The organism is Microbacterium sp. Se5.02b (genome assembly GCF_019464375.1).
In the GTDB taxonomy this organism is placed as follows: domain Bacteria; phylum Actinomycetota; class Actinomycetes; order Actinomycetales; family Microbacteriaceae; genus Microbacterium.
On sequence record NZ_CP080491.1, the window covers coordinates 1,037,253 to 1,063,264 of the forward strand.

Annotated in this window: 21 protein-coding genes and 2 pseudogenes; 12 read left to right on the forward strand and 11 right to left on the reverse strand. The window is 65.6% G+C overall.

The annotated features are described in order from the left end of the window. Positions 1–10 precede the first annotated feature (10 nt). From K1X59_RS22320 to K1X59_RS05255, 3 genes are all read right to left on the reverse strand, one after another. Complete coding sequence (locus K1X59_RS22320) at positions 11–916, reverse strand: polysaccharide biosynthesis tyrosine autokinase (RefSeq protein WP_309491626.1); 906 nt, start codon at positions 914–916, stop codon at positions 11–13. Then, complete coding sequence (locus K1X59_RS22325) at positions 913–1,467, reverse strand: Wzz/FepE/Etk N-terminal domain-containing protein (protein WP_309491627.1); 555 nt, start codon at positions 1,465–1,467, stop codon at positions 913–915. The genes K1X59_RS22320 and K1X59_RS22325 overlap by 4 nt, the downstream gene beginning before the upstream one ends. A 123-nt stretch (positions 1,468–1,590) precedes the next feature. Continuing rightward, a complete protein-coding gene (locus K1X59_RS05255) occupies positions 1,591–2,943 on the reverse strand; it encodes a polysaccharide biosynthesis tyrosine autokinase (protein ID WP_220174003.1) in 1,353 nt (450 codons plus the stop codon). A gap of 69 nt (positions 2,944–3,012) precedes the next feature. Between K1X59_RS05255 and K1X59_RS20870 the strand changes: the two genes are divergently transcribed. From K1X59_RS20870 to K1X59_RS05290, 8 genes and pseudogenes are all read left to right on the forward strand, one after another. Next, positions 3,013–6,150: a polysaccharide biosynthesis protein gene (locus K1X59_RS20870; protein ID WP_258567095.1), complete on the forward strand. Its 3,138-nt coding sequence runs from the start codon at positions 3,013–3,015 to the stop codon at positions 6,148–6,150. A gap of 65 nt (positions 6,151–6,215) precedes the next feature. Then, positions 6,216–6,452 (forward strand): annotated as a pseudogene (locus K1X59_RS22330) (aminotransferase class I/II-fold pyridoxal phosphate-dependent enzyme); the annotation flags it as partial. Positions 6,453–6,568: 116 nt separating this feature from the next. Further along, positions 6,569–7,276, forward strand: a complete 708-nt coding sequence (locus tag K1X59_RS22335; protein ID WP_309491628.1) for a DegT/DnrJ/EryC1/StrS family aminotransferase — start codon at positions 6,569–6,571, stop codon at positions 7,274–7,276. Next, positions 7,273–7,893 carry a sugar transferase gene (locus K1X59_RS05270; RefSeq protein ID WP_183152065.1) on the forward strand — a complete coding sequence of 207 codons (621 nt, stop codon included), beginning with the start codon at positions 7,273–7,275 and terminating at the stop codon, positions 7,891–7,893. Before K1X59_RS22335 ends, K1X59_RS05270 begins: the two co-directional genes overlap by 4 nt. Beyond that, positions 7,886–8,434, forward strand: a complete 549-nt coding sequence (locus K1X59_RS05275) for an acetyltransferase (protein ID WP_202045581.1) — start codon at positions 7,886–7,888, stop codon at positions 8,432–8,434. The genes K1X59_RS05270 and K1X59_RS05275 overlap by 8 nt, the downstream gene beginning before the upstream one ends. Before the next feature lie 136 nt (positions 8,435–8,570). After that, positions 8,571–9,728, forward strand: coding sequence for a glycosyltransferase family 4 protein (locus K1X59_RS05280; protein ID WP_210274240.1), 1,158 nt, complete (start codon positions 8,571–8,573; stop codon positions 9,726–9,728). A 41-nt stretch (positions 9,729–9,769) separates the two neighbouring features. Beyond that, positions 9,770–11,014: a glycosyltransferase gene (locus tag K1X59_RS05285; protein WP_183152067.1), complete on the forward strand. Its 1,245-nt coding sequence runs from the start codon at positions 9,770–9,772 to the stop codon at positions 11,012–11,014. Beyond that, positions 11,011–12,291, forward strand: coding sequence for an oligosaccharide flippase family protein (locus tag K1X59_RS05290; protein ID WP_220174004.1), 1,281 nt, complete (start codon positions 11,011–11,013; stop codon positions 12,289–12,291). Before K1X59_RS05285 ends, K1X59_RS05290 begins: the two co-directional genes overlap by 4 nt. Before the next feature lie 32 nt (positions 12,292–12,323). Here the strand turns inward: K1X59_RS05290 and K1X59_RS05295 are convergent, their stop codons facing one another. After that, positions 12,324–14,327, reverse strand: coding sequence for an acyltransferase family protein (locus K1X59_RS05295; protein WP_183152069.1), 2,004 nt, complete (start codon positions 14,325–14,327; stop codon positions 12,324–12,326). A 181-nt stretch (positions 14,328–14,508) separates the two neighbouring features. Here K1X59_RS05295 and K1X59_RS05300 point away from each other — a divergent pair, with 181 nt between their 5' ends. Further along, a complete protein-coding gene (locus K1X59_RS05300; RefSeq protein WP_183152070.1) occupies positions 14,509–15,807 on the forward strand; it encodes an O-antigen ligase in 1,299 nt (432 codons plus the stop codon). A gap of 101 nt (positions 15,808–15,908) precedes the next feature. Here the strand turns inward: K1X59_RS05300 and K1X59_RS05305 are convergent, their stop codons facing one another. Next, the gene (locus K1X59_RS05305) at positions 15,909–17,129 is read right to left on the reverse strand and encodes a glycosyltransferase family 4 protein (protein ID WP_183152071.1); all 1,221 of its coding nucleotides are present in this window, start codon (positions 17,127–17,129) and stop codon (positions 15,909–15,911) included. A gap of 9 nt (positions 17,130–17,138) precedes the next feature. After that, on the reverse strand, positions 17,139–18,404 hold the full coding sequence (locus K1X59_RS05310; RefSeq protein ID WP_183152072.1) for a nucleotide sugar dehydrogenase: 1,266 nt from the start codon (positions 18,402–18,404) through the stop codon (positions 17,139–17,141). A gap of 544 nt (positions 18,405–18,948) precedes the next feature. Between K1X59_RS05310 and K1X59_RS05315 the strand changes: the two genes are divergently transcribed. Then, positions 18,949–20,589: a DUF4012 domain-containing protein gene (locus tag K1X59_RS05315; protein ID WP_220174005.1), complete on the forward strand. Its 1,641-nt coding sequence runs from the start codon at positions 18,949–18,951 to the stop codon at positions 20,587–20,589. Between the two features lie 64 nt (positions 20,590–20,653). Further along, a complete protein-coding gene (locus K1X59_RS05320) occupies positions 20,654–21,781 on the forward strand; it encodes a nucleotidyltransferase family protein (protein WP_183152074.1) in 1,128 nt (375 codons plus the stop codon). A 54-nt stretch (positions 21,782–21,835) separates the two neighbouring features. Here K1X59_RS05320 and lepB read toward each other — a convergent pair whose 3' ends face one another. Beyond that, positions 21,836–22,519 (reverse strand): signal peptidase I, encoded by a 684-nt coding sequence (gene lepB / locus K1X59_RS05325; RefSeq protein ID WP_183152075.1) that lies wholly within the window; start codon positions 22,517–22,519, stop codon positions 21,836–21,838. 75 nt (positions 22,520–22,594) lie between these two features. Between lepB and K1X59_RS05330 the strand changes: the two genes are divergently transcribed. Then, the gene (locus K1X59_RS05330) at positions 22,595–23,644 is read left to right on the forward strand and encodes a DUF418 domain-containing protein (protein WP_183152076.1); all 1,050 of its coding nucleotides are present in this window, start codon (positions 22,595–22,597) and stop codon (positions 23,642–23,644) included. 7 nt (positions 23,645–23,651) lie between these two features. Here the strand turns inward: K1X59_RS05330 and K1X59_RS20875 are convergent, their stop codons facing one another. The 4 genes and pseudogenes from K1X59_RS20875 to K1X59_RS05345 form a co-directional block, all read right to left on the reverse strand. Further along, positions 23,652–24,023 carry a hypothetical protein gene (locus K1X59_RS20875; protein WP_258567096.1) on the reverse strand — a complete coding sequence of 124 codons (372 nt, stop codon included), beginning with the start codon at positions 24,021–24,023 and terminating at the stop codon, positions 23,652–23,654. A gap of 286 nt (positions 24,024–24,309) precedes the next feature. Beyond that, a pseudogene (locus K1X59_RS22770) lies at positions 24,310–24,657 on the reverse strand (MauE/DoxX family redox-associated membrane protein); the annotation flags it as partial. Between the two features lie 129 nt (positions 24,658–24,786). After that, on the reverse strand, positions 24,787–25,290 hold the full coding sequence (locus K1X59_RS05340; RefSeq protein WP_183152933.1) for a hypothetical protein: 504 nt from the start codon (positions 25,288–25,290) through the stop codon (positions 24,787–24,789). Positions 25,291–25,376: 86 nt separating this feature from the next. Continuing rightward, positions 25,377–25,880, reverse strand: a complete 504-nt coding sequence (locus tag K1X59_RS05345) for a hypothetical protein (protein ID WP_183152078.1) — start codon at positions 25,878–25,880, stop codon at positions 25,377–25,379. Positions 25,881–26,012: the final 132 nt, after the last annotated feature.

A 26,012-nucleotide genomic window follows, 5' to 3' on the forward strand; every position in this document is an offset into this window, starting at 1 on the left:
CTCTGGCAGGTCAGGAACGAGCCGTCGAGCGCTTCTTCGCTCGCGGAGCCTTCTTCCGGCTCTTCGCCGCCCGACTGCCGGTCACGGCATCGCCGTCGAGGTCGTGGGTCGCACCGTAGGTGTACGCGCCGTATCCGTAGCTGTCCGGACCCTTCGTGGGGAGCATCGTGACCACGATCCCGAGCATCTGCACGCCGGCGGTCTCCAGGGCGCGCAGCGCGCCGGACAGCTCCTGCTTCTTGGTCTTGCCGGAGGCGGCGGCGATGATGACTCCGCGGGTCTTGCTGCCGACGACCGCGGCGTCCGTCACCAGCAGCAGGGGCGGGGCGTCGATGAGCACGTAGTCGAAGTACTCGCCGAGCGACGCGAGGACCTGGTCCATGGCGGCGGAGCCCAGCAGTTCGCTGGGGTTGGGAGGGATCTGGCCGCTGGGCAGCACGTACAGGTCGGTCGTGCCCCACTTCTGCAGAGCGTCGGCGACGTCGACGCGTCCGATGAGCACGTCGGTGAGTCCGACGCCGCCCTCGATCGCGAGGTAGTCCGCCACACGGGGCAGGCGAAGATCGCCGTCGATCAGCGCGACGCGCGCTCCTGTCTCCGCGAGAGCGATCGCCAGGTTGGCTGTCGTGGTCGACTTGCCCTCGCCGGGGCCGGCGCTGGAGACGACGAAGATCCGGGGCCCGGAGTCGAGGTCGAGAAACTGCAGGTTCGTGCGCAGGCTGCGGAACGACTCCGCGCGCGGGCTGCGCGGGTCGGCGTGCACGATCAACGGCCGCTTGGCGGCATCCGGGTCGAACGCGATGCCGCCGAGGACCGGGCGATCGGTGAGCGTCTCGATGTCGTGGAGGGTGTGGATGCGGTTGTCGAGCACCGTGCGCAGCATCGCGATCGCGAGGCCGAGAGCGAGTCCGATCACACCCCGAGGATGATCAGCAGTCGCACGTTCGGGCTCGTGGGCGTGGAGGAGGCGACAGCGGGCTCGGTCACCGTGATGCGGACCGGGCTGACGGCGTCTTCGGTGGCGGGCTGCTCGAGCGTGGTCTGCACGGCTTCCTGGAAGCTCGCGGCGACGGCGTTGGCGATGGCCGCGGCCTGCTCGGGGTCGCCGTCGGTCACGCTGACGTCGATCAGCACGGTGTTCAGGGGTGTGGTCGCCGTGATGCGGCTGCTCAAGCCGGAGACCGAGTCGTCGAGGTCGAGTTCCTCGATCACGGGTTCGAGCACGAGGGCGGTGCCGACGACGTCGACGTAGCTCGTGACCATCTGTCGCGCGAAGGTGGTGCCCTGGACGAGGTCGCCGGTCGCCGCGCCCTCGGTGCGGACGGAGACGTACAGCTGCGTCGACGCGACGTACTTCGGCTGCTGGAGCGCGGCATAGCCGGCGCCGCCCGCGAGACCGAGGATGAGCAGGACGAGGATCAGGATCCAGTTCCTGTGCAGGACACGCACGTAATCGCGAAGTTCCACGCGGCAGATTCCCCCTGATGCAAAGCGACCTCAGCCGAGGGGGCGAGCCGCGAAAACGGTATCTCGATATTCTTTCACAGCGGCGGCGGGACCTCCGCCCGCCCTGCCGCGGGTCAGCGTGGGTCAGCGCGTGGCGGCCGACGTCGCGGTCCCGTACGGCGTCTTCGCCGCGCCGTCGACAGGGGCCTTCGTGAGCACGGTGCCGAGCACCCTCGCACCGACGGACTCGATGCTCTTCACGGCGTCCGCCAGGCGATTCGCCTGGGTGGACCCCGCCGCGGCGATCAGCAGAGCGCCGGTCGTGACCCGGGCGATCACCGCCGCATCCGTCACGAGCAGCAGCGGAGGAGCGTCGATGATCACGACGTCGAACGCGTCGCTGAGCGCGTCGATGAGCTGTTCCATGGCCGACGAGCCGAGCAGTTCGGCCGGGTTCGGCGGCAAGGTCCCCGATGGCAGGAGGAACAGGGTGCTCCGGCCCCACCGCTGGAGGACGTCGTTGAGTTCGACGCGACCTGCCAACACGTCGCTGAGGCCGATGCCGCCTTCGATGTCGAAGTACTCCGCGACACGGGGAAGGCGGAGATCGCCGTCGAGGAGCGCGACCCGCTGCCCGGCATCCGCGAAGGCGAGAGCGAGGTTCGCCGCCGTGGTCGACTTGCCCTCACCAGGACCGGAGCTGGTGACGACGAAGACCCCCTGCCCGCCCGAGAAGAAGAAGCGGACGTTGGTGCGCAGACTGCGGAACGCCTCGGCGCGGAGGCTGTGCGGGGCGGAGCTCACCGCGAGCGGGTGATCGCCGGTGTCGGCGTCGAGGGGGATCTGCCCGAGCAGAGGAGCCGTGACAGCGGCCTCGACGTCGGCGGCGACGCGCACGCGACGATCGAGCGTCGCGCGCAGGAGCGCCACCCCGATGCCGGCGGCGAGTCCCACGACCGCGCCGAGCATCAGCGATACCTGCAGGTTGGGCGCGACCGGCTCGGTCGGCACCTGCGCGGGCTCGAGGGTGACGACCCGGATCGTGAATGCCGCCTCCTGCTCGCGCTTCTCGAGGGTGTCGGTGACGACCGTGGCGAAGCTCTCGGCGACCGCGTTCGCGATGCGCGCGGCCTGACCCGGGTTGCGGTGCGAGACGCTGATCGCGACGATCGTGCTGTTGAGAGCCGAGGTGGCGCTGATGCCGGACGGCACGGCGTCGAGGCCGAGGTCTTCGACCACGGGTGCGAGAACGAGTGAGCTCGTGATGATCGTGCGATACGTCTCCACCGCCTGCTTGGCGTATCCGGTCGCGAGCGCGCGCTCGGCAGGCGTCGCCGTGTCTGCGACCTGTGCGGTCACCATGACCTCGGTCGTCGCCTGGTAGCGCTGCGGGGTGAGCATCGCGACGAGCGCGCCCGTGGACAGCCCGATGAGGAGTCCGGCGATGATCACCACGATCTGTCGACGGAACACCCGAAGGTAGTCGTGGATGTCCATGGCTCTCCAGCGTGGTCGGTGCGATCGGCGGTATCGTCTCCTGAGACTACCGATTCCCCTGAAGGTGACATGACGGCCCTGAGCGATCTCTTCCCGGACGGCCCGCGTGCCGGCGATGCCGGAGCGGCCGTGCTGGACGACCATCACACCGCCTGGCGACTGCGCGAGATGATCGGCGAGCCCCGGGCGAACACGTCATCGATCCGCCCTCTCGCCGATACCACTCAGCTGATCGACATGGTCGAGGCGGCCAGGCGCACGGCTGTCTCGGTCGCCGTGCCCACCGATGAGTCGGAGCGGACTCCGCGTCGGCCCCGGCGCCGCGTCGATGCCCTCACGCTCTCCGCAGCCGTCGTCGCGGTGCTCGCGGTGGTCGCTGCGACGACCGTCGGCGGCATCCAGATGGCGACGGCCAGCCCCGCCGCCAGCGCGCTGGAAGCGCTGGAGGCCGATGAGGCCGCCGTCCAGAACGCCGCCCAATCGCTGAAGACGGCACACGACCGCCTCGTCGCCGATATCGACGCGCAGTCAGCGGACATCACGGCGCTCAGGGGTGCGCTGACCTCGACCGCCACGGTTCCCGACCCCGCCGGAGGCCCCGAAGACGCCCCGCTCGACGTCTCCGACGACACGGCGCGCACGGCCGTGCTCGCTGCGCTCGACACCTACGCCGCAGGACTGGCCGCGATCGTCGTCCCCGATCTTCCGCGGGAGTACGAGCGTGCGGACATCGACGAGGACTCCCTCGTGGATGTCGGTGGCGCGATCGACGGCGTCCAGGAGCGCCTGGTCGCACTGGACGACGCGACCGCGGAGGCGCGCGCGCTCGGACCCAGCTCGATGCCCTCCGTCCTCCCGCAGACGCGGCTGTCGACGCCTTCGCCGCATCCTTCGGCCCGATGGCGGGCGCCGCCGTCGCGCGGTACCCCGATGCCGACGAGGCGCTGCGCATCGCCGTGTCCGATGCGGCGGTACGCATCGCCGGAGCGGACCTGTGGGGGGCCGACGGGCGGGCGGCGCTCGTTGCATACCGGGATGCGTTCGTCGCGCTGGCTGCCGAGCAGTTGCGGATCGAGATCGAGCGCGAGGCCGAGAACGCGACGCAGCAGTGGGGTCCGCAGAACGGCACGCAGACCCCGCCATCGAGCGGATCGACCGACCCGACGCCGGTGGACCCGGTCGTCCCCGTCGACCCGGTGGACCCCGCGAACCCGACCGATCCGGAGACCCCTCCCGACGGAGATACGACGCCATAAGGCACAGACCTGCTCGTTCCCTGTGAGAACATGTCTTCAGGGGAGAACAAGATGTCTGAGGGGGCTCCTGATCTTGAATCAGCAGGATGGATTCATCGACGTGTCGACCGGCGGTATCCCCATATCGTCTGAGGTATCGGTGAAGCAGCGCCGTCGCCGCATGCTCGCGGCGGCCGTCGATGGGCTCGCGTGGAGCTTCGGCGTCACTCTCGCGATCGCGTTGCGATTCGAGTTCGTGATGGATGCGCGGGGCTGGATCGCGACGATCGTGCTCGCCGTCGTCGCCGGCGTCATCCAGGTCATTGTCGGCTATGCGACCACGTTGTACCGCGGCCGGTTCACCTACGGCTCCTTCGACGAGGTCCGTGCCGTCGCGCTGATCGTCATCCTCGAGGCCGTCTTCCTCTCCCTGATCGTCATCCCGCTCGGACCGGTCATCGGGGTTCCCCGGGGAACCCTGCTCCTCGCGTTCCCGTTCGTACTCCTGCTGATGTTCGGGGTGCGCTACATGTCGCGGCTGCTCATCGACCGGGCGCGGAAGCCCGGGGAAGACGCCGAGCCGGCTCTGATCATCGGTGCGGGATTCCTCGGCGACAAACTGCTCGCGAACATCACGACGGATCCGGCCTCGCCCATCCGGGCCGTGGGGCTGCTGGACGACGACCCCGCCAAGAGGAACCTCCGTCTTCGGGGTGTGCCCGTCGTCGGCACCACGCGCGACATCGCCGCCGCCGCCCAGAGCACCCGGGCGAAGCTGGCGGTCATCGCGATCCCCAATGCCGACAGCATGCTGCTGCGCACACTCAGCGACCGGGCGGCCGCCGCCGGACTCCGGGTCGCGATCACACCGACCCTCGCCACGCTCACCTCGGGTGAGGAGTCGGTCACCGACGTGCGGGACATCAGCATCGAAGACCTCATCGGCAGGCACCCGGTCGACACGAACGTCGAGCTGATCGCCGGGTACGTCACCGGGCGGCGTGTGCTCGTGACGGGCGCCGGAGGATCCATCGGGTCGGAGCTGTGCCGCCAACTCGCCAAATACGGTCCGAGCGAGCTGATCATGGTGGATCGCGACGAGACCGGACTCCAGGTCGCGCAGCTCGGGACGTCGGGGCACGGACTCCTCGACACGAACGACGTCGTGCTCGCCGACATCCGCGACGTCGAGACGCTCGACCAGCTGTTCGACGAACGTCGGCCCGAGGTGGTCTTCCACGCGGCCGCGCTGAAGCACCTGCCCATGCTCGAGCAGTATCCGGACGAGGCGTGGAAGACCAACGTCATCGGCACGCTCAACGTGATCAACGCGGCGCGTCGGGTCGGTGTCACGACCTTCGTGAACATCTCGACCGACAAGGCGGCCAACCCGACCAGTGTGCTCGGCCACTCCAAGCGCGTCGCCGAGAAGCTCACCGCGTGGGCGGGCGAGGAGACCGGGATGCGGTACCTCTCCGTGCGGTTCGGCAACGTGATCGGCAGCCGCGGATCCATGCTGCCGACGTTCCAGCGACTGATCTCGGAGGGGCGGCCGATCACCGTCACCCACCCCGAGGCGACGCGGTACTTCATGACCATCCCCGAGGCGTGCCAGCTCGTCGTTCAGGCGGGGGGCATCGGGCGCGCGGGCGAGGTCCTGATCCTCGACATGGGAGAGCCCGTCTCGATCCTCGAGGTCGCCAAGCGGATGATCGCGATGTCGGGCAAGAACGTCGAGATCGTGTTCACGGGGCTCCGCCGCGGCGAGAAGCTGCACGAAGAGCTTGTGGGGTCGCGCGAGAACCTGGAGCGGCCGTTCCACCCGAAGGTGTCGCACACGAGGGCTGACGTGATCACCCCCGAGCGGCTCGACAAGGCGGGCTGGGAGGCGCGCATGATGTCGATTCCGCGTGACAACGACACGGCCATCATCGAGCCCATCCGCCTCGACGCTACGGAGAACACGCAGTGACCGAACGCATCTACATGTCCTCGCCGGATGTCGGAGAGGCCGAGGAGAACGCGGTCGTCGCGGCGATGAGGTCCGGCTGGATCGCCCCGCTCGGGCCCGACGTCGACGCCTTCGAGCGCGAGCTCGCCGACCGCATCGGGGTCGCGCACGCGGTGGCGCTGAGCTCGGGCACCGCCGCCCTTCACCTGGGGCTGCTCGCGATCGGAGTGAAGCCCGGCGACGTGGTGCTCACCTCGTCGATGACCTTCGCCGCGACGGCCAACGCGATCGTGTACACCGGCGCCGAGCCGTATTTCATCGACGCCGATGCCGCGACCGGCAACATGGACACCGCACTGCTGCGCGAGGCACTCCTCGAGTTGCGCGCCGCGGGGAGCGGGTCGGGGCGATCGTCCCGGTCGACCTGCTGGGCAAGGCGGTGGACTACACCGCCATCCTCGCGGTGGCCGATGAATTCGACGTGCCCGTGCTGGCGGATGCGGCGGAGTCCCTGGGCGCCGTCCACGCGGGTCGCGCAGCAGGAAGCTTCGGCCGCGCATCGATCGTGTCGTTCAACGGCAACAAGATCATGACGACCTCCGGCGGCGGGATGCTTCTCACCGACGACGCGGAGCTCGCCCAACACGTGCGTTACCTGGCCACCCAGGCGCGGCAGCCGGTCGTGCACTACGAGCACACCGATATCGGCTACAACTACCGGATGAGCAACCTGCTCGCTGCTCTCGGCCGGGCACAGTTGTCGCGGCTCGATGCCATGATCGCCCGACGCCGCGAGATGCGCGAGCTGTACAAGCAGCTGTTCGCCGAGGTCGACGGCGTCGAGGTGTTCGGAGCCGAGGGCGACGAGCACGACAACGTGTGGCTGACGTCCATCCTGGTGGATTCCTCGGTGACAGGGTGGGAGCCGTCCGAGCTCGCGGCGGCGCTCGCCGAAGACGACATCGAGAGTCGTCCGCTGTGGAAGCCGATGCACGCGCAGCCCGTGTTCGACGGAGCGCGCAGCAAGACCAGCGGTGCCTCGGAGGCGCTTTTCGCGCGGGGGTTGACGCTGCCGAGCGGTTCGGCCCTCACCGACTCCCAGCGTGAGCGCGTCGTCGTCGCGATCCGCGGTTTCCTCGACCGATGAGCGCGCGGGTCCGTCCGTACGACTTCGTGAAGCGTGTGCTCGACATCGCCGCGTCCGCCGTGGCTCTCATCCTGCTGTCGCCGGTGATCGTCGTGACGGCGGTGCTCGTCGCGGTGAGGCTCGGGCGGCCTGTCCTCTTCGCCCAGGAGCGCCCGGGCAAGGATGGACGGATCTTCACCCTGTACAAGTTCCGCTCGATGCGCTCGGTCGATGCGGCGCGGGGATGGGTGACGGACGCGGATCGGCTCACCCCGTTCGGTGCGCGCTTGCGCTCGACGAGCCTCGACGAGCTGCCGAGCCTGTGGAACGTGCTGAAGGGCGATATGAGCATCGTGGGTCCGAGGCCGCTTCTCGTGGAGTACCTGGATCGGTACACCCCAGAACAGGCACGCCGACACGAAGTGCGGCCCGGCGTGACAGGGCTCGCGCAGGTGACCGGTCGCAATGCCATCTCGTGGGAGAGCAAGTTCCGGCAGGACGTCCGCTACGTCGACCACCGCAGCGTCGGACTGGACCTGCGCATCGTGATCGCCACGATCGGTTCCGTCGTGAAGCGCGACGGCATCTCTGCAGAAGGACATGTGACGATGGCGAAGTTCGGCGAGGCCCATGAGTGAGCGCATCATCGTGATCGGTGCGGGGGGCTTCGGTCGCGAGACCCTCGACATCGTCGAGGCCCTCGTCGCGGCGGGCCGGGATATCGACCTCGTCGGCGTCGTGGACTCGGGGCCCAGCGAGCTCGACCTGGGCCGGTTGGCGGAACGTGGGATCGTCTATCTCGGCACCGAGGAGACCTGGCTGCCGGAGTCTTCCGGCGATGAACATTTCGTCGTGGCGATCGGTGCGCCGGCCGTTCGCGAGATCGTCGTCCGACGCCTGTCCGACGCCGGACTGCGCGCAGCCACTCTGATCCATCCACGTGCCGTGATCGGTTCCCGTGCTCAGATCGGAGAGGGCGTCGTCGTCGCCTCCGGCGTGCAGGTCTCGACGAACGTGACCCTGGGCGACCACGTACACCTCAACCCGGCGAGTGTCATCGGTCACGATGCGGCGCTGTCGGACTTCGTGTCCGTGAACCCTGGAGCGATCGTGTCGGGCAACGTGGCGGTGGGGCCGGGGTCCTCCTCGGCGCCGGCTCGGTCGTCTTGCAGGGCCTGACCGTCGGTACGGGTGCGACGGTCGGTGCCTCGGCGTGCGTGACCCGCGATGTGCGACCGGGGGCGACCGTCGTCGGAGTGCCTGCGCGTGAGGCCGTGCGAGCCGATCGGGAGGGCGAGTCCTCATGACGGCTCCGATGAGGGTTCTTCTCGCTGTTCAGCCATCGGTCAGCCACTATCGGGCGCCGTTCGTGCAGAGTCTCGTCGAGCAGGACCGGATCGACTTCGAACTGGTCGGCCGTGTGAACCGCACGATGGGGACCAGCGGAGACCCGGAGTCGGCGAACGACGAGGTGTTGGCTCGTGTCGGCGAGCTGCGGCGCGCCGGGCTGTTCCGCGCGTTGTACTGGGACCGCGGTCTGGTACCGCGGGTCTTCCGCACCTCCGCACAGGCGATCGTCCTCGAGGGCAACGTCTACGGCGTGTCGAACTGGGTCGCGATCGCGGTCGCACGGGTGCGCCGTCGCAAAGTGGTGTTCTGGGGGCATGCCTGGAAGCGTCCCGAATCCGGCGCGAAGCTCCGTCTCAGACGTACGTTCTACGCTCTCGCGGATGGGCACCTGACGTATGGCGAGTGGGCTCCCGCGTACGCCGGGACCGTCGGACTGGATGCGCGCACCTTCGTCCCGGTGTTCAACAGCATCTATCCGCGCCGCGAGATCGTGTCCGAGAGTCCGCGCACGCACCGGCCGACGCGGAGCGGGGGGCTGTCGCTCGTCTACTCCGGCCGGCTGACGGCGCGGCACAAGGCGGACGATGCGGTGTCCGCCGTGATCGCGGCCAACGCTCAGGGCCACGATGTACGGCTGATCCTGATCGGCGACGGTCCGGAGCGCGAACGGCTCGAAGAGCTCGCGCGTGAAGACGAGAAGATCGAATTGCGCGGTGCCCTCTACGATCTCGATGAGCTTCGCGAGGTCTACCGGAAAGCGGACTTCGCCGTCTCCCCTGGCGCGACGGGCCTCAACGTCATTCAGGCGCTCGGATTCGCGGTTCCCGTCATCGCCGCTTCCGGAGACCCCCAGAGCGGCCCCGAGATCGAAGCGGTGCAGGAGGGGGTCACGGGTGTGCTCTACCCCGCGGCCGCAGGCACGGAGGGGCTTAGCCGGGCCATCGCCGCAACGGCAGCCATGCCCGACGAGGTCTACAGCGAACTCTCCACCGCGGGGCGTGCCCTGGTGGAGGAGCGCTACACCGCGGAGCGGCATGCGTCCGCCGTCGTCAGTGCACTCGGCCAACTACTCGGAGCAACAGAAAGCGTCGGACGTCGTTCACCTGATCGACAGAATGGGTGAGGAATCTTGGTCGCGAAGTGGACGAAAGGGCAGGAAGAGTAATGGCTGCAGCAGAACCGCCGAAGCCCCGCATCGCGATCGTCACGTACAACATCCACAACCTTGGTGGAGTGCCACGTTCGACCACGACGATCGCCAATTCGCTCAACCGACGAGGGTATACCGTCGAGTTGATCAGCATCGCGCCGGGCATGATTCCCGTCGCCCAGCAGATCGACAGCGAGATTCCCGTTTTCACCTGCAACCAGGAAGTCCCACGGTCGCAGCAGTTTTACTCCAATGGAGTGGGCGCTCGAGGACGGCAGCTCGCTCTACGCCTCTTCAGACGGTGGAAACCTCGGAACCTGCGATTGGTTCGCCCGACGGCAGATGGTGTTGATCGCCTAACGAGTCATCTGGCCGCGATGGACCTCGGTCATACGATCGTGATCGTGACCGATGTGAACTCGATGGACTATGTCGGCCTCGCGCTGCAGCGTCTAGAAGCGAGACCTCTCGCACTGATCGGTCAGTTTCGAGGCACCGTCGAGGCGTTGTCCCCATCGCGTCTTCGGCGAATCTCCGACGCGTTTTCCGACGTTGACCTCATGCTGCTGCTCACAGAGGAAGACGCGCGCGCATTCCGCGCTGCGACGAACGTGGATTGCGACTGGGTGCCGAACCCAGTGCCAACTGCTCCCGAGAGTGCGTCAGAGAGAGCGGAGCCACGCGAGGTGGTAACGCTCGGACGCTTGGCACCCGAGAAGGGACTCGACAAGGCGATTGAAGCGTGGGGTCTGTTGGGCGCCAAGAACGCTGACTGGACGCTTCGGATCTTCGGCGACGGTCCGTTGTACCGGCCGCTTCAGGATCAGATCGACGCTGCAGGTCTTTCAGGGTCGGTGCATCTCGAAGGCAAGACGGAAGACTCGCTCGGTGTGCTCCGCAAGGCCACCATCCACTTGCTCCCCTCACAACATGAGGGATTCGGCATGTCGGTCGCTGAGGCGTCGTCGGTGGGTACCCCGACCGTCGCGTTCGATTGCTCTCCAGGCGTCCGCAGCCAAATCACCCATGATGTGGACGGAGTACTCGTCCCCGTGAACGACGTTGGTCGGCTCGCGGAAGAACTTCAACTCCTCATGGACGATGCCGCGCGTATCGAGAGGCTGGGGCGGGCAGCCGCCCAGAGTGTTCAGCGCTTCAGTGTCGCTGCAGTGATGGCTCGTTGGGATGAGCTCTTCGCTGACCTCGCACGGAAATCCGAGCGCGATAGGTCTCTCGATTCAGGTCATGCCGAGCAATGAAGAAGCTCCGAGTAAATACGGCGGGACGTGGGTTCCTCCACGTGGTCTCGGGAACCGTGATCGCCCAAGCCTTGACCTTGGTGATCCTTCCCATCCTGACGAGGATCTACAGCACCGAGGATTTCGGTGCACTTACTCTCGTGACGTCCATCACTATGCTGGTCACGACCTTCTCGACTCTTCGGCTCGAGACGGCACTTATGCTGCCGACGGCTCACCGGGACGTTCGGGCGCTCGTGTCCCTCAGCCTCCTGAGTGCTTCTATCGTCGCGACGATCACGGCTCTGATCGTGTTCTTCATTGGACTCCGTGACCCTGCGTTCGACATCCATACCGGCCTACCGCTGTGGGTCTTTCTTTCGATTCTTCTCTCCGCTGTGTACACAGTGCTGAACCGTCTTGCGCTTCGAAAGGGAGGGTACTCCGAGGTAGGAAAACGTGCCGTTGCGCAAGCCATCGGGACGGGCGGAGCACAGCTTGCCTTGAATCCTTTCCCTGGTGGATCACTCGGCTTGATCGTCGGTAGCCTTATCGGTCGACTCTTCGGGCTCGTTCCTCTCTACCGATATTCGCGAGGGTATATCGGTCGAACGCACCGCAAGATCAAGATCAAGGTCCTTCGCGAGTACTGGCGATTCCCCGTCTTCTTCGCTCCGTCTGCAGCGCTCAATGCTTTCGGAGTGCAGGCGCCGCTTCTTTTCGTCACCGCGTGGTACGGCGTCGCGTTCGCGGGTATTCTCGGCGTCGCCGAGCGCGTCATAGGTATCCCGATGACGCTGATCGGCAACGCGGTGGCCCAAGTGTTCGACGGGGAGATGGCGCGAAAGATCAGGGCAGGGCGCGGAGGGTACGTGCGCCCCTACATGAAGGTCTCGCTGTGGCTCGGCGTGGTTGCGCTCGGCGTCGGAGCTGGGTTCTATCTTCTCGGGGACTGGGCCGTCCCCATCATCCTCGGGCAGGAGTGGGCCCTGGCGGGGCACTGCGTCAGCATTATGTCGATCACCGTTGCCTTTCGACTGGTGGCGAGTCCGACAAGTCGAGTGATTGGTCTCTTCCAACGGGCGGGCGGCATGTTCGTGATCGATGTCTGCCGATCACTCTCTATGCTGGGTGCGATCGCGTGGGTGATGTTCACACAAGCCCCGTTCTTGGTCGCCGTCTCTGTGATGTATTACTCCCTGGCGCTGATCTACGTAGTCACTTGGGTCTATGCGCTGATCGTGGTGGTCCAGGAGTCCCGCAAGAGCGAGCGTTCCGTCACGGGGATCGTGGCGTAACGCGAGTCACGCCACAGCCGGCGGCGATCCCATCATTGGATGGACTCTATGCGGTCTCCCAGCACGCCGGCAAGACGCTCGGACCATTCCACGGTGACGTGATGACTGTCGCGGTACACCAGCTCGTTGCCGATGATGACCGGGCACAGGCGAGAATCACAGAAGTAGTCGCTCATATCGATCTCTTGCACCTTCAGCATGCGCTCCGCCCGTGTCGCATCGCTGTCCAATGCGTCCGCTCGGCTCGCCGCGCAGTCCTCTGGCGAGTCCACGTGTGCGGAGAGGCAGATTGCCGGTGTGGCCCGCAGATTCGGAGTGTCCAGCAGCACTACGGGTGTCGTCGAGGCAGGAAGTTTCTTGATGAAGCTCTCGATGCCGCTCTTCCAGTCGTCACTGAAGGTCGCCGTAGAAGAAGTCGCAGCGTAGCCATCGCCATATGAAGAAAGAAGGACGATGTCGGGTTGCCGCTCTTGTATATCCGTCTGAACCGCAGCGCGGAAATCATCGCACGCCCCATACGCCACGCCACGCAGAAGGACGGGGTAGTCCGAGGCGGGGCACGAACTCTTCGTGTACACGACGAGCGAAATCCTCCCGTCCGCGACGAGGCGCTCGAGAGCGGGGAACCACTGCGCAGCGTGGGAATCGCCGACAAGAGCCACGAGCGGCGCCTCTTCATCAGCCGCGTCGAACTCGCAGGCCCGTGGTTCGGTATTGGTGAAGGTGTTGTCGTGGCATCCGTCGGCATAGATTGCCGGCACGCTATCGGATGCATTGCGGAGTGCCGGTCGCAGATTGATGGGCACATAACTTGCTGACATCGGCGAGGTGCGTGCGTTCGTCGCTTCAGCAGTCCGGGAGGTCGTGAAATCTCGGCCGGACACAGCCGGGAGAGCGATCAGCAGGATGGCTGCAATGGAAGCAGAGACGGCAGTGCTCATGATGACAGTCCGACGGGGCATGCTGGCAGCGAACCGCAAGCGTCGCGTTGGCTGCTCCACGAAGCGATAGGAGAGGTAGCCCAGAGGAACACTGCACGCGCCGAGGACCAGTGCAACCCAGATGGGAAGTGGGTTTTCATAGCCCACGTGCGCTTCAGTAATTACGATCAGCGGCCAGTGGACGAGGTACATGGAGTACGAGATTGCGCCGATGAAGATCGCGACACGGTTCGTCAATATCTGACTGAAGACATGACTTCCGTGCGCGCCGGCGAGGAGGAGGCAGGCTGTGGAGACTACCGGTATTGCCGCCGCGACACCGGGAAACGCCACGGTTTCGTCGAACACGAAGAACGCCCAGAGGAGGCCTGCGAAGCCGACTGCTGCAATCGCGCCGCTTACCGGTCGGCTCAGCCGAACGGACTTGGGGAGTCGTGCAAGCACGATGGCGAGGACGCCTCCAGTGCCGAGTTCCCAGGCCCGAGTGGGGAGGCTGAAAAAAGCCCAAGGTTGGGATCGCACCGTCAGCAGGATGCCCGCGACGAACGACACGAGTATCAGGATGCCAAGGATGGGGACGAGCCATCTCCGGTTCTTCTTCGTAATGGCTAGAACCAATAGCAGCGTCAGTGGCCAAAGTACATAGAACTGCTCCTCAACACCGAGTGACCAATAGTGTTGAAAAACGGACGGGACGGTCTCCGCGAGGTAATTAGTGCCCGTGAATGCGAAGTACATGTTCGGGACATACAAGGCGGTTGCGATCGCAGCGCTCAGCGTCTCTTCAAGCAGTAGCGGCGGCAGGAAGATAGCGCTCGCCACGACGGTGAGAAGAACGACGAGAAGCGCCGCCGGCAGAATTCGAAGCGCTCGGCGAGAGTAGAACTTCGCGAAATCGACCCGCCCTGTCGCGACATATCCGCGGTACAAGTGATCAGTGATCAGGAAGCCGGAAATGACGAAGAAGACGTCGACGCCCGTATAGCCGCCAGGTAGGGCATCCGGGATCGAGTGATAGACCACTACGGCGATCACTGCAACAGCGCGCAGGCCCTGAATGTCTAAACGAAAGTTGCTGCGAGGTTCCGAGTGCACGATGAATGCTATCAGTCGAACCCGTCTATGCCGCGAACGAGTCCCCATCGACGGCAGGCGAGCGATGCTCCATTCCGGCACACCAGGCCGGGCATGGCTTCACCGGCCCGCGACTTTTTGCGCGGGCGCGGCTGATACCATGTTCAGTCGGGGTGCGCTACTCCGGACAGGAGAAGCACGCATGCTGCCGACGCCAGGCTCGATCGTTTCGAGAGCAGTCTCGTCAGACAAGACCGAGCGAGCCCGGCGTAAGGAATTCTCCTTACTGAGTTCCATCGCGTTCGCATCCCTGCTCGTGCCGGGGCTCGCAGGTGCATACCTCGGAGATCGGTCGGAGAACGAGGGCGCCGACGTCCTCATCGTTCGCTTCATCGTGCTCGCCGTGCTCGTTGTCTACGCTGTGCACGTCTGCCTTTCACGTCGGGGTGAGAAGGGGCGCCGCAGCGTTGGCATCCCGCTCCTGATCATCTTCTTGGTCTCGACCCTTCAGGTGACAGAGATCCTGCGAGGTGAGGTGGGTCAGGCGACTGACATCCTCAACATCGCTGCGACCGGGATTGTCTTTTTCGCCTTGTGGGCAATCAAGCCTCAGCTTGAGTGGCTCAGAGTGTTTGCGGTCTACGGTGCGATTGTGGGGGGCATCGCGTTGCTCATGAGCGTTGCCACGCCGAGTATTGCTTTCATGACCAACGAGCTCGGTTCCTTTCTCGGATCTTATAAGGGCGAGGGGGGACAGCGGTTGCTCGCCGGGCCGTTTGCGAACGCGAATTCGCTTGGTCTGGTCCTGAGTACCTGCGTACCGTTTGTCTTTCTTTGGAAGAAGACAAGCGCTCGCCTGCTCTTTCTGCTTTTTATAGTTCCACCGCTCTGGATGACCTTCGCGCGGACATCGTTGATCTCTGTCGGAATCATGCTTGTCTTCGCATTCCTGTTCAGCCGGAAGTTCATTTCCATCGGTGTCAAGAAGTTTGTGGCTGCGCTGATCATCGTCGGAATATCAACGGTGGTTGTGTTGCTTCCTATCCTCAACACGGACCCGGCTTTCCTCACGGGGAGGGGGAGAATCTGGCAGACGGACCTCTTGGCGTGGTCCGAGTCTCCTATTTTGGGGCTGGGGTACGGGTGGTACGCCGAACATGCGATGTTCACAGGGTTTGCTCACACGAGCAGCCACAACATGATGATCACGCTATTGGTTCATGGTGGCCTCTTCTACCTGTTGTGCTCACTGGTCTTCGTCGGCCTCGTTCTCGCCGCCTCATGGCGCCATCTTAATGCGGGAAGAATCGTCCCGTTCTTGTTCTTCATCGGCTTCCTGACGACCGGAATCTCCGAGGGGAACTGGCAGTCGCTGATCCTCACCCCGTTGTTCATGCTTCGAGGGTTCCTGTTCGCGGCCATCATTTTCTCTGTGCCCGATCGGGTGGCCAACCGTGACCGAGAGGTCACGACGGCGCCTCGTTCACCGTCGGCGAAGTGAGCCCGGCGCGTTCAGGCTGATGCCGTCAGCATTCGACTGCACGAGCTGACAGCCGAGTGCCGCCGACGCGCGACGAGGACGCTGCAGACGGGGTCAAACCTTCACGACGCGGACGGCGGCGCGACGGATTCGAGCACCTCAGCAAGCTTGATCGCGAGGTCGTCCCGGGCGAAATCGCTCCTGGCGAGCGCACGCGCCCGATCCTGCGTAGCAGCGAGTGCCTCTGCGTTCGTCGCCAACGCGAGAATGCTGCGCGCGGCAGCAGCGACATCCTTGCGATCGAGCACGAGGCCGACAGAGTGTTCCCGGATCAGATCCGCCTGCCAGCCCTCGTGGTTGATCGCGATCGCCCGGCCCGCTGCCAATGTGTCGAAGAACTTGTTGGCGCTGTTGGCGTTCATCGCGGGGTTCTCGGTGACCACTGAGGTGGCGATATCGGCTGCCGCCAGGATCCGTGACACCTCATTCTTCGACACGGGTGGCAGTACTCGAACCGTCGTTCCCAGCAGGTTCACGCTCGCAGCTCGAGCACGAACGGAAGCCTCGCGGGCACCCGTTCCGATGAGAGCGAAGACGATCGTGGGATCGAGTCGTACTGCCTCCGCAGCGACGTCGACCAGATATTCGACCTCGTTCGCGGCACCGAATGTTCCGGTGTACACGATGAGTGGTGCATCCGGAGAGATGTCGTTCGCGGCACGCCATTCGACGCCGACGGCGGGATCGACGTCGAACAGCTCGACGTCTGCGGCATTTGGGATAACCGTGATCTTGCTCGCCTCAGCACCATGCTGACAGGCATCGTCTTTCATCCCAGGTGACAGCGCGACGACCTGCGACGACTTTCGGTAGGCGAAACGCTCCAAAGCGCGAGCGGCTCGCTGGGCGAGCGGATTGTTCAGGTACCCCAGTGCGATCGGCACAGTGGGCCAAGAATCACGAACCTCGAACACGATCGGTGTTCTACGGCCCGCGGCGGCGAACCATGCAGGGAGAATGATCGTCAACGGGGTGCTGGTGGCGAAGATCACGTCGCCGTGGAGTTTCCGGGCTTTTGACGCTGCAGAAACTGCGAAAGTTGCGAAGGCTCTCAGCCGCGCGATCGCCCCCATCGTATTGTCATATGGTACTTGCCGCCGATGAACTTCGAATCCATCTATGGTCGCTGCACTCCATTTAGCTGATGAGCCGGGGCCGCGTTCCGAGGTGACGATCTTGACGTCGTGACCTCGTGCGGCCAAGCGACGGGCGAACTCGTAGGATCGCGTGCTACCTGGCTGATCGGGAGTGTTGAAGTACTGGTGCAAATAGACGATTCGCATCAGCGCGGCTCAGAGGCGCGTGACGTTATCGCCGTGAAGCACGTTGCGCGTGTCCAGGACGGGGGTCGATCCAGCTGTGAGACGGCTTACATCGAACTCGTCGTGGTCGGTGACCACGATAGCCAGATCGAACGAGTCGATTCCCTCTCGGTTGAGATCGATCCGTGTCGTCGCCGCGGGCCACTGGTGTTCGGACACGTGAGGGTCTGCTGCCGAGACTTCAGCGCCGAGCTGCGTGAGGAGTTCGATGATGCGCTTCGCTGGTGCTTCGCGAACGTCGCCGGTGTTCTTCTTGTAGGACAGCCCGACCAAGATGATCTTCGAACCGTTGACGGCTTTTCTGTCAGCGTTGAGAAGGTCGATGCTCCGCTCCACGACGTAACTCGGCATGTGCTCGTTGATGTCGTTGGCGAGCTCCACGAAGCGGAACGACTTCCCCAGTTCTCTCCGTACTTGCCAAGAGAGATAGCTCGGGTCGACTGGCAGGCAGTGCCCGCCGACGCCGGGTCCAGGCGTGAACTTCATGAAACCGAACGGCTTCGTTGCGGCGGCATCGATGGACTCCCATACATTCACCCCAAGCTGATTCGCGAAAACTGCGAGTTCGTTGACCAGAGCGATGTTGACGTGGCGGAACGTGTTCTCGAGAAGCTTGGTGAGCTCGGCTTCCCGGGTGCCAGACACGGGCACCGTGCGATCGACGATCCTGTCGAAGAATGCCTGCACCCGCTGCAGCGACGGAGGATTGATCCCTGATACCACCTTCGGGGTTGTCTGCAGATTCCATTTCTGGTTGCCCGGGTCGATGCGCTCAGGGGAGTAGCCGACGTAGAAGTCGTCGCCGGCACGAAGGCCGCTGCCCGATTCCAGGATCGGAACGAGGAGCTCCTCGGTGGTGCCGGGGTATGTGGTCGACTCCAGAATGACTGTGGCGCCGGGGGTGAGGTGCTCAGCGAGGGAGCGGCCGGCCTCTTCGATGAACGTCAGATCTGGCAGCGATTCGCGCAGGGGGGTCGGAACACTGATGACGGCGATGTCGAAGCCTCGGGCTTCGTCGTAGCTCGTCGTGGGCGTGTATCTGCCAGATCCGAGCGCTTCCGCGAGCTCCGCACCACTGATGTCTTCAACGAAAGACTCGCCGCGGGCGAGCGCACGTACCCGACGCTCGTCGATGTCGAGGCCGATGACCACGAATCCCGCGTCGACCGCTCTCATTGCGACGGGGAGCCCGACGTATCCCTGACCGATTACAACGACCTTCTGAGGCGTGGACATGAGACCCTTCGAATGAGTGAATGTGGCGGTGCGCCGACGGTGAAAGCGCAAGAAGGCGCGGCGTCGCGCAAGCGAGATCATTCTAGCGAACGATCATTCGGTCCGCGCCGACGATGCCGTCCGTCCACCGAGTCTTGCGGAGCGTCATGTCCGATCTGCTAGTCCTCCATGCAGTTCTCCGTCAGCCGCCCTGTGCTTGAATCGGGTTATGAGCGACCCCCATCAGCCGCCACCACTCCGGCGCGATCGGCTCCGGCGAGAAGGCGATGACAGCATGGAGGCGTTGTTCTCCACCTCTCGCCCCGCAGCGGCAGGTTCGAGTGAACCTGCTAGCCGGTATGAGTCGCCTCGAGCCCATGCCTCTGAGATGCGAACCTCCAACCGAGCCGGTCGAGGTAGTCGTCGAGCAACAAGGCGTCGGCGGATCTGGATTTGGAGTTCCGCAGCCTTTCTCCTCATCGTTGCTTTGGGTGTTGGCGGCGGGTTCGCCGCCAAGCGAGTGTATGAGCAGGCGACTTCTGCGCGCGAGCACCTCGCAACTGCGATGCCGTTCGTGAATCAAGTGAAGTCGGCGATGCTAGCCAGCGACGTTGCGGCTGCGGAACTCGCCGCTCAGGCCTACGTCAAGGAGGCGTCGGCCGCGAACGCTGCCGTCGATGGGCGGTTGTGGGACGTGCTCCAGGGGATCCCCCTGCCCGTGTTCGAGAACCTCCGTGCGGTGCGTACAGTGACGAACGTTGCGGAGACAGTGGGTACCGAGATCCTGGTGCCGGCGTCATCCATCACGCTTGCGTCGATCGCTCCGACCGGGGGAAAGGTGGATGTCGCTGGGCTGTCGGACATCCAGGCCGCGGTGATGAGAATCAGCGACGTGATCGGCGATATCGACGGGCGCCTAGACGCCATCGATCGCAGTGCCTTGATCGACCAAGTGGGCGATGGATTCCGGCAAGTTGACGACGCCGTGGGTCAGGTGAGCGCTCTTGTCTCTCCGGCTGAGGATATTCTCGGGATCCTGCCAGGACTGCTGGGGGCGGACGGGCCGAAGAACTACCTGCTCATGTTCCAGGGCAATGCGGAGGCGCGCGCCAGCGGCGGGAGTCCAGGTTCCTTTGTGCTCGTTCGCGCGGACCAGGGTGCGATCACGTTCGAGAAGGAAGTCGCAGCCACCGAGTTCCCCTTCGCCATTCCGCAGTCGATCGTCCCGCTCGATGCGGAGACGACGGCGCTTTACTCCGACATCGTCGGCCGATGGACGGCAAACATGACGTCCACTCCGGACTTTCCTACGGTCGCGACGCTGATGCAGGGATGGTGGGCATCGGAGTTCGATGACCAGATCGATGGAGTCGTCTCGGTGGATCCAGTTGCGTTGAGCTATTTCCTCGATGCCACCGGGCCCCTCACTCTTGCGACGGGCGATGTGCTCACATCGAAGAACGCGACCGCGCTGCTCATGAACGAGGTGTACTTCAAGTACCCCAAGGGCCAGGACTCGAACGCGTTTTTCGCTAGTGCGGCGGTTTCGGTGTTCAACGGCCTGCTGGCCGGGGGAGCGTCGCCCGTGAAGCTCGTCGACGCCGGCGCCAAAGCGTCTGTCGAAGGGCGGTTGAAACTCTGGGTCCCCGACCCCGCGGTGACGGAGGTCATCGGCGGGTCACCCGTCGCCGGCGTGCTTCCGGTCGACAATGAGGACGAGACGGCGATCGGTGTCTACTTCAACGACACCACCGGGTCGAAGATGGACTACTACGTCGACGCGGACATCGCGGTCGAGACGGACCAGTGCACGGCGGCGGGCGCTCCGAGCTGGACCACGACCGTCAACCTCCACAACGGGATCACCCGCGAGGACGCGAACGAGCTTCCGCGCTACATCACCGGACCGTACTTCACCCCCGGGGACATCGGCACCGACTACATCGTCTACGCCCCGGTGGGCGCGACCATCGAGAGCTGGACGGTGAACGGGGCGGCGCGCGATGCGCTTGCGCACACGACGCATCTCGGGCGTGACGCCATCCGCGTGAACGTGGTCCTCCAGCCAGGCGAGTCCGCGGCGCTGCAGGTGGTGATGAAGGCTTCCGACGACGCCGAGAGTGGGTCGTTCGGTCCGCTCGTGGTGAAGCACACTCCGATGGTGAGGGATACCGCAGTCGACGTCGTGGCGCCGGGCTGCGACTGACGGCGCGGTTCGGCGGGGGCCCGTTCGCCTCCCGTCTCGCGATAGCATTCCGCTCGGAGGGCAGATGTCGTACTGGGTGGCCGCGAGCTTCGGCGCGCTGGATGTGCGCAACCACGACCTCGCTTCGGAGGGCTACGAGTTCGTCGTCACGCCGATCATTCCTTCACCACCCCAGATCCTGTGGGGCGACGGTGCAGCGCTCTGGAGCGAAGCACTCGATGCTGCCATCGACGATTCCGATGTCGACGAACCCACACGAGACGCTCTGGCGGCGTTGGAGGATCTTGGCGTGCTCGTGCGATCCGAATCGCCGACCCTGCCGAGTCGCCGGGCGAGTCCGCCCTGGCTCGTGTCGTACCAGCATGAGCTCGTGTATGCGCTGCTGAGCAACGTCGCCGATCAAGCGGGGATCGACATCGTCTTCATCAAGGGGCCTGTCCTGCATTGGCAGGGTCTGCGCGGCAAGGAGCACTCGGGCGACGTCGACTGCTGGGTTCGACCGGGCCACGAGACGATCCTGGCCGAGGCCATGGAGAGGTGGGGGTGGCGAACCTCGCGGACCGCGTTCGACGGGACCCGTATCGCGCACTCCCAGACCCTGATGCCGGGGGAGTGGGGGTGCGAGATCGACGTCCACACGCGCTTTCCGGGGATGACTCTCGACGAGTCGGCGGCGTTCGATCTCGTCCTGGCTAACACGGTCACCCGCGCTTTCGCCGGCACGCTCGTACGGGTTCCCTCTCCGCCGGTCCACGCGGTGATCTATGCACTCCATGAGCTGCGTCCGGTTGCGGGCAGACAGCACACCCCGGAACAGAGAAGCACGGCTGTGCGTGCCCTCACGAGCGCCGGCGACTCGACCATCGACGTGACCGAACGGCTCGGGGCCGGATTCGTTCTGAAAGACGCGTTGTCCGAGGGGTTCCCTGATTTCGATCCGTCTCGGATCAGCACCCGGATTCCGTCTGACTGGGAGTGGCGGTCTGTGGTCTCGGTGCCGAGGCGTCAACTGGCAGCTGTCCGGCTGTTGCCCTGGCGGCAGCGGGCGCGAGTGGTGAAGCGACTGGTCTGGCCCGCGCGTGACGCGTCCCGAAGAGTCCGGGCAGCATCAGACCTCCCGCCGAAGGCAGTCTTCCTCGTGCGAGTGAAGCGCCTGCGGGACGGTCTCGTGAGGCTGCTCCGGGGAGATTGACCCGCCTGCCGAACGAGCGACGCCGACTGAGTGTCGAGTGTCGAGTGTCGACCTCTACGGTCCGCCCCACCGGCTGATCGGCCACAGGATCGGGCCGGCCTTGCCGAAGGCATCGGCGCGCATCATCCAACGGAAGCACTCGTCTCCTGCGTCCGCATCGCCGCGACAGCGATAGACGGAATCGGCAGAGTTCGCACGGTTGTCGCCGAGGACGAGGTAGGCGTTCTCCGGCACCGTGACCGCGGGGAAGCAGCGTGACGAAGCGGGCTCTGTCTCGCAATCCACCTCGCCGGCGGTGTAGGGCAGATTCTCGACGACGTAGGGCTCGTCGATCGGCGCCCCGTCGACCAGCACTGAGCCGTCGGCGTCGCAGCATTCGACCGTCTGCCCGGGGCCGGCGATCACCCGCTTGACGAGGACGTACGGACGGATACCGGTGGTCTCTCCGGCCCAGCGCAATGCGGCGGACAGCCAGTTCGTCGGCGCGGCGGGTTCGTCGCCCCAGCGTTCGTCCGGGCGGAAGACGACGATGTCGCCCGGAGCGGGGTCCGCGGCGACGTAGGCGAGACGGTTGACGATGAGCCTGTCTCCGGGTTGCAAGGTCGGGGACATCGAGCTGGAAGACGGCTGACCCACGAACGCGACGATCAGGAGTGTGAGTGTGAGCGCGAGCGCCACGCTCGCCCACACGCTTCGGAGAGGATTGCGTCGCCGTCGAGGTTCGTCGGTGGTCGTCATCGTGACTTTCTCTGGTCGCGCAGTCGGGGACACACCCAATAGTGTCAAAGAATGGGTCGAGAAGCCGACGTCCACATGACGCGCACCGAGGAGTCCGTCCTGTCGCCGTCGCGCTTCGAGAGGCTCGTGGTCCCCGATGTCCTCCGTGGCGTGGCCATCGTGGCGATGCTCATCGCCCACGCCGGACCCATGGTTCCGGAGCGTTCCGGTGCCGTGTCCTTCGTCATCGCGATGTTCAGCGAAGTGGCGTCGCCACTCTTCGCTCTCGTGATGGGCATGTCCGCCCAGATCGTCTGGAACCGTGGGCCGCGTATACCGGTGACCCTGGGACAACAGGCGATCCGCGGTGTGTTCCTCATCGTGCTCGGAGTGTGGATGGCGACCTGGGGGTCCTGGGTCGCGATCGTTCTCGCCCACCTCGGTATCCTCCTCCTCATCGGGGTGCCCCTGCTCCTCGCCCGGAGCCCGTGGGTGATCGGGACCACCGCGGTCGTCCTGGTGATCAGCGATCCGCTCGTGCGTCTGGGGCGGGGATGGGGATGGGCCTACGCCGCACCGAGCCCCCTGCGCGACATCCTCGACTGGGTGGTGATGAGCCCGCACTACCGGCTCGTCAACCTCCTGCCCTTCTTCCTCATCGGCGGTCTGCTGATCCGGCATGGACTCCGCCGCGATCGCCTTCTGGGCGTGATCGGCCTCGTCGCGGTGGCGTCGTATCTGGCATGGGGCGCGGTCGCCTTCATGGAACGTGGCGGAATCCAGTCCGGCGACTACCTCGACACCCTCAAGGACATCGGTCTCGTCTTCGCGGTCTACGTCGTGGTCGTGCTCGCCGCGACCGTGCGTCGGGAAGGAGCGAAACGGTTCTGGCAACCGGTCTTCGTCCCGTTGATCGCGTGCGGTCAGGTGGCGCTGTCACTGTACCTGCTGCATGTCGGCATCATCGCGCTGTATGCCCGCGCCTACGGCCGCCCTGTCGAGAACTTCTGGCCCGGCTGGCTCGTGATCGTTCCCGGCATGATCCTGGTGGGCTGGCTCTGGTGGCGGTTCGTCGGCACCGGTCCGGTGGAATGGGTGATGGGGTGGCTCACCGGGCGACGCAAGCCGCTTCTGCGTCGCCGCTGACGGCGGCTCAGGCGGGGGTCACGTCTGCGAGGGCCCGGATGCTGTCGATCAGCACGGCGACGTCGTCACTGCCGCGCGCGAGCGGCCCGGCCTGGGAACCGTTCGTGCCGATGAGAGCGCCGACGGGGGCGACCCGTCCGACCTCGAGCGCGCTGTCGAGTGAGCCCCCGATGTCCAGCGCGAAGCGGGCAGATGCCGGGATGCTGTGCGACGAGCCCGTGTCCACCATGCCCGCCGTGAGCCGTTGGATGACATAGACGTCCACGAACGGTGCCAGCTGCTCTTCCGCCGTGTCGAGCGAGGCGATGGCTGTGGCGCAGGCGTGGCATCCCGGAGAGACGAACAGGAGGAGTCGTGCGCGCGCCGGGGGCGAGGACATCGACGACCTCCGCCGTGCCGGGGAGGAGTACCGCACCGGCTCCGCGGGGGATCTGATCGGTCTCGGCGGCCGCGATGCCCGACGCCCGCACGATGGACCAGACTGCGGTGGCGATCAGCAGGCCCGAGCCGACGGCGCCGATCGCGACGGGCGCAGCCGTCGCGGAGCCCGCGACGGCCGGGATGCCGACGGGAAGCGACGAACCGAGGGCGGCGAGTGCAGCGGCGAGCGTCGACAGGGCGATGACGGTGAGGACCGCGTTGCGCACGATGAGCCGAGGGCCGACGGCGGAGGGGAGCCATTCGCCGAAGCATCCGCAGTCGTCGTCCGACCCGAGCCTATGCGCTCGGACCACAGCGATCAGCAGCCCTGTGCACAGGAGGAGGGCGGCGCTGGAGAAACCCACGAAGAGCCACCCCGTGGTCAGCAGGAGGCCGAGTGCCATCACCGCCTCGAGGACGATGAGCGACACCGCCGCGGTGTGCGGGTGGCGCACGGGGATACGCAGGGCGGTGAACGCCGTGAGCCCCCGATCTGCGGATCGCACCTTGCCAAGGGCGCTCGCCGCGAAGACGGTGGCGAGGAACACCGCGAGCGGGAGAAGGAACGCGATCATGGGCTCATTATCCTGCATCGACGGAGCGACCGGACCGTGAAGGATCCGGCCGCTCCGTCGTGCGCTGGCTCAGCTGTGTCGCGCGGTCATGTTCCCGAGCAGGTACTGCTCGACGGCCGAGTTCCGTCCGCAGAATCGTTGAACAGCTCAGGTGCCGGAGCACAGGACCAGAGTCGAGCTGACCGTTCCGGTCGGCTTGCTCCCCGTGGCGATGTAGCCGGACGGCAGGGTGGTGATGCCGTTGAGCGTGAACGCGACCGTGATCGACAGCGTCGAGCGGAACGCGATGGTCGCGCCGGCCGGGAGCGCGGACGTCAGGGTGATCAGGCGGCTGGTGCCCGAGAGCACGGAGACGCTCGCGGTCCCGCCGGAGACGCCGAAGACACCGACATTCGCGACGCCGGAGCCGTTGATGAGAAGGGTGGTGCCGACAGGCAGGGGCGCTGTCCCGGCGGTCAGGGTGAATCCCGGTCCGAGGAGGCCCAGGGTGCCGCACGTGCCGCGCAGCGCAAAGGCGCCTACCTCGACATCGGTCGACGCGGCGGCCAGCGGCGTGGCGACCGCTGCGGCGATGATGGGCACCGACCATGCGGCGCCTTTGACGATCGTGCGCCGGGAGAAGCGACCTGCGCTGGGTTGTTCGTCGGTCATGGGTGTTCCATTCGTCAGGGGGAGTCGTGCAGGACGCCCGGATGGCCGGACCCGCAGGTCCGGCCATCCGGTATCGTCCGAATCGATCAGGAGTCGGAGCAGAGGATCGCGGTCTGGCTCAGGGAGCCCGAAGTCTTCGCACCGGTGGCCGTGTAGCCGGCGGGGAGCGTGGCGGTCGCCGTCAGGGTGCTCCCGACGCCGAGGCCGACGACGGCGCGGGCATCGAACGACGTTCCGGCCGGAAGGTCGGCCACGAGCGTGATCTGCTGCGACGTGGGGCCGAGGAGCTGGATGTCGGCCAGCGCGCTCGAGATCGAGAAGAGCTGCACGTTCGCGATTCCGGTCGCGGTGATCGTGATCACCGTTCCTGCCGGAAGCGGCGCGCTGGGCCCCGCCGTGATCTCGAAGCCGGGGAACAGAAGCCCCAACGTGCCGCAGTCGCCGTCGACGGAGAATGCGCCCACATCGACCACCGATGCGGCGGCGAGCGGCGTGGCGACGGCGGCAGCGATGACGGGGACCGACCATGCGGCGCCCTTGACGATCGTGCGGCGCGAGATGCCCTTGTTCTTCTGGATTTCCTCGGTCACGTGAGTGCCCTCCTGTTAGATGCAGATGCGGTTGCCCGCGGTGTCGTCGAAGAGGCGACACGTTGTCTGCATCCCCCAGGAGCCTCTTCGTGACCTCAAGCTAGGGCGGCGGAAACAGCGCAGAAGGGCGTT

What these genes read in the sequence shown, in the direction of transcription:
- K1X59_RS05255 (WP_220174003.1), bottom strand. Translation starts at nt 2,943, where the DNA reads ATGGACATCCACGACTACCTTCGGGTGTTCCGTCGACAGATCGTGGTG.
- K1X59_RS20870 (WP_258567095.1), top strand. Translation starts at nt 3,013, where the DNA reads ATGACGGCCCTGAGCGATCTCTTCCCGGACGGCCCGCGTGCCGGCGAT.
- K1X59_RS05270 (WP_183152065.1), top strand. Translation starts at nt 7,273, where the DNA reads ATGAGCGCGCGGGTCCGTCCGTACGACTTCGTGAAGCGTGTGCTCGAC.
- K1X59_RS05275 (WP_202045581.1), top strand. Translation starts at nt 7,886, where the DNA reads ATGAGTGAGCGCATCATCGTGATCGGTGCGGGGGGCTTCGGTCGCGAG.
- K1X59_RS05280 (WP_210274240.1), top strand. Translation starts at nt 8,571, where the DNA reads ATGAGGGTTCTTCTCGCTGTTCAGCCATCGGTCAGCCACTATCGGGCG.
- K1X59_RS05285 (WP_183152067.1), top strand. Translation starts at nt 9,770, where the DNA reads ATGGCTGCAGCAGAACCGCCGAAGCCCCGCATCGCGATCGTCACGTAC.
- K1X59_RS05290 (WP_220174004.1), top strand. Translation starts at nt 11,011, where the DNA reads ATGAAGAAGCTCCGAGTAAATACGGCGGGACGTGGGTTCCTCCACGTG.
- K1X59_RS05300 (WP_183152070.1), top strand. Translation starts at nt 14,509, where the DNA reads ATGCTGCCGACGCCAGGCTCGATCGTTTCGAGAGCAGTCTCGTCAGAC.
- K1X59_RS05305 (WP_183152071.1), bottom strand. Translation starts at nt 17,129, where the DNA reads ATGCGAATCGTCTATTTGCACCAGTACTTCAACACTCCCGATCAGCCA.
- K1X59_RS05310 (WP_183152072.1), bottom strand. Translation starts at nt 18,404, where the DNA reads ATGTCCACGCCTCAGAAGGTCGTTGTAATCGGTCAGGGATACGTCGGG.
- K1X59_RS05315 (WP_220174005.1), top strand. Translation starts at nt 18,949, where the DNA reads ATGCCGTTCGTGAATCAAGTGAAGTCGGCGATGCTAGCCAGCGACGTT.
- K1X59_RS05320 (WP_183152074.1), top strand. Translation starts at nt 20,654, where the DNA reads ATGTCGTACTGGGTGGCCGCGAGCTTCGGCGCGCTGGATGTGCGCAAC.
- lepB (WP_183152075.1), bottom strand. Translation starts at nt 22,519, where the DNA reads ATGACGACCACCGACGAACCTCGACGGCGACGCAATCCTCTCCGAAGC.
- K1X59_RS05330 (WP_183152076.1), top strand. Translation starts at nt 22,595, where the DNA reads ATGACGCGCACCGAGGAGTCCGTCCTGTCGCCGTCGCGCTTCGAGAGG.
- K1X59_RS20875 (WP_258567096.1), bottom strand. Translation starts at nt 24,023, where the DNA reads ATGTCCTCGCCCCCGGCGCGCGCACGACTCCTCCTGTTCGTCTCTCCG.
- K1X59_RS05340 (WP_183152933.1), bottom strand. Translation starts at nt 25,290, where the DNA reads ATGACCGACGAACAACCCAGCGCAGGTCGCTTCTCCCGGCGCACGATC.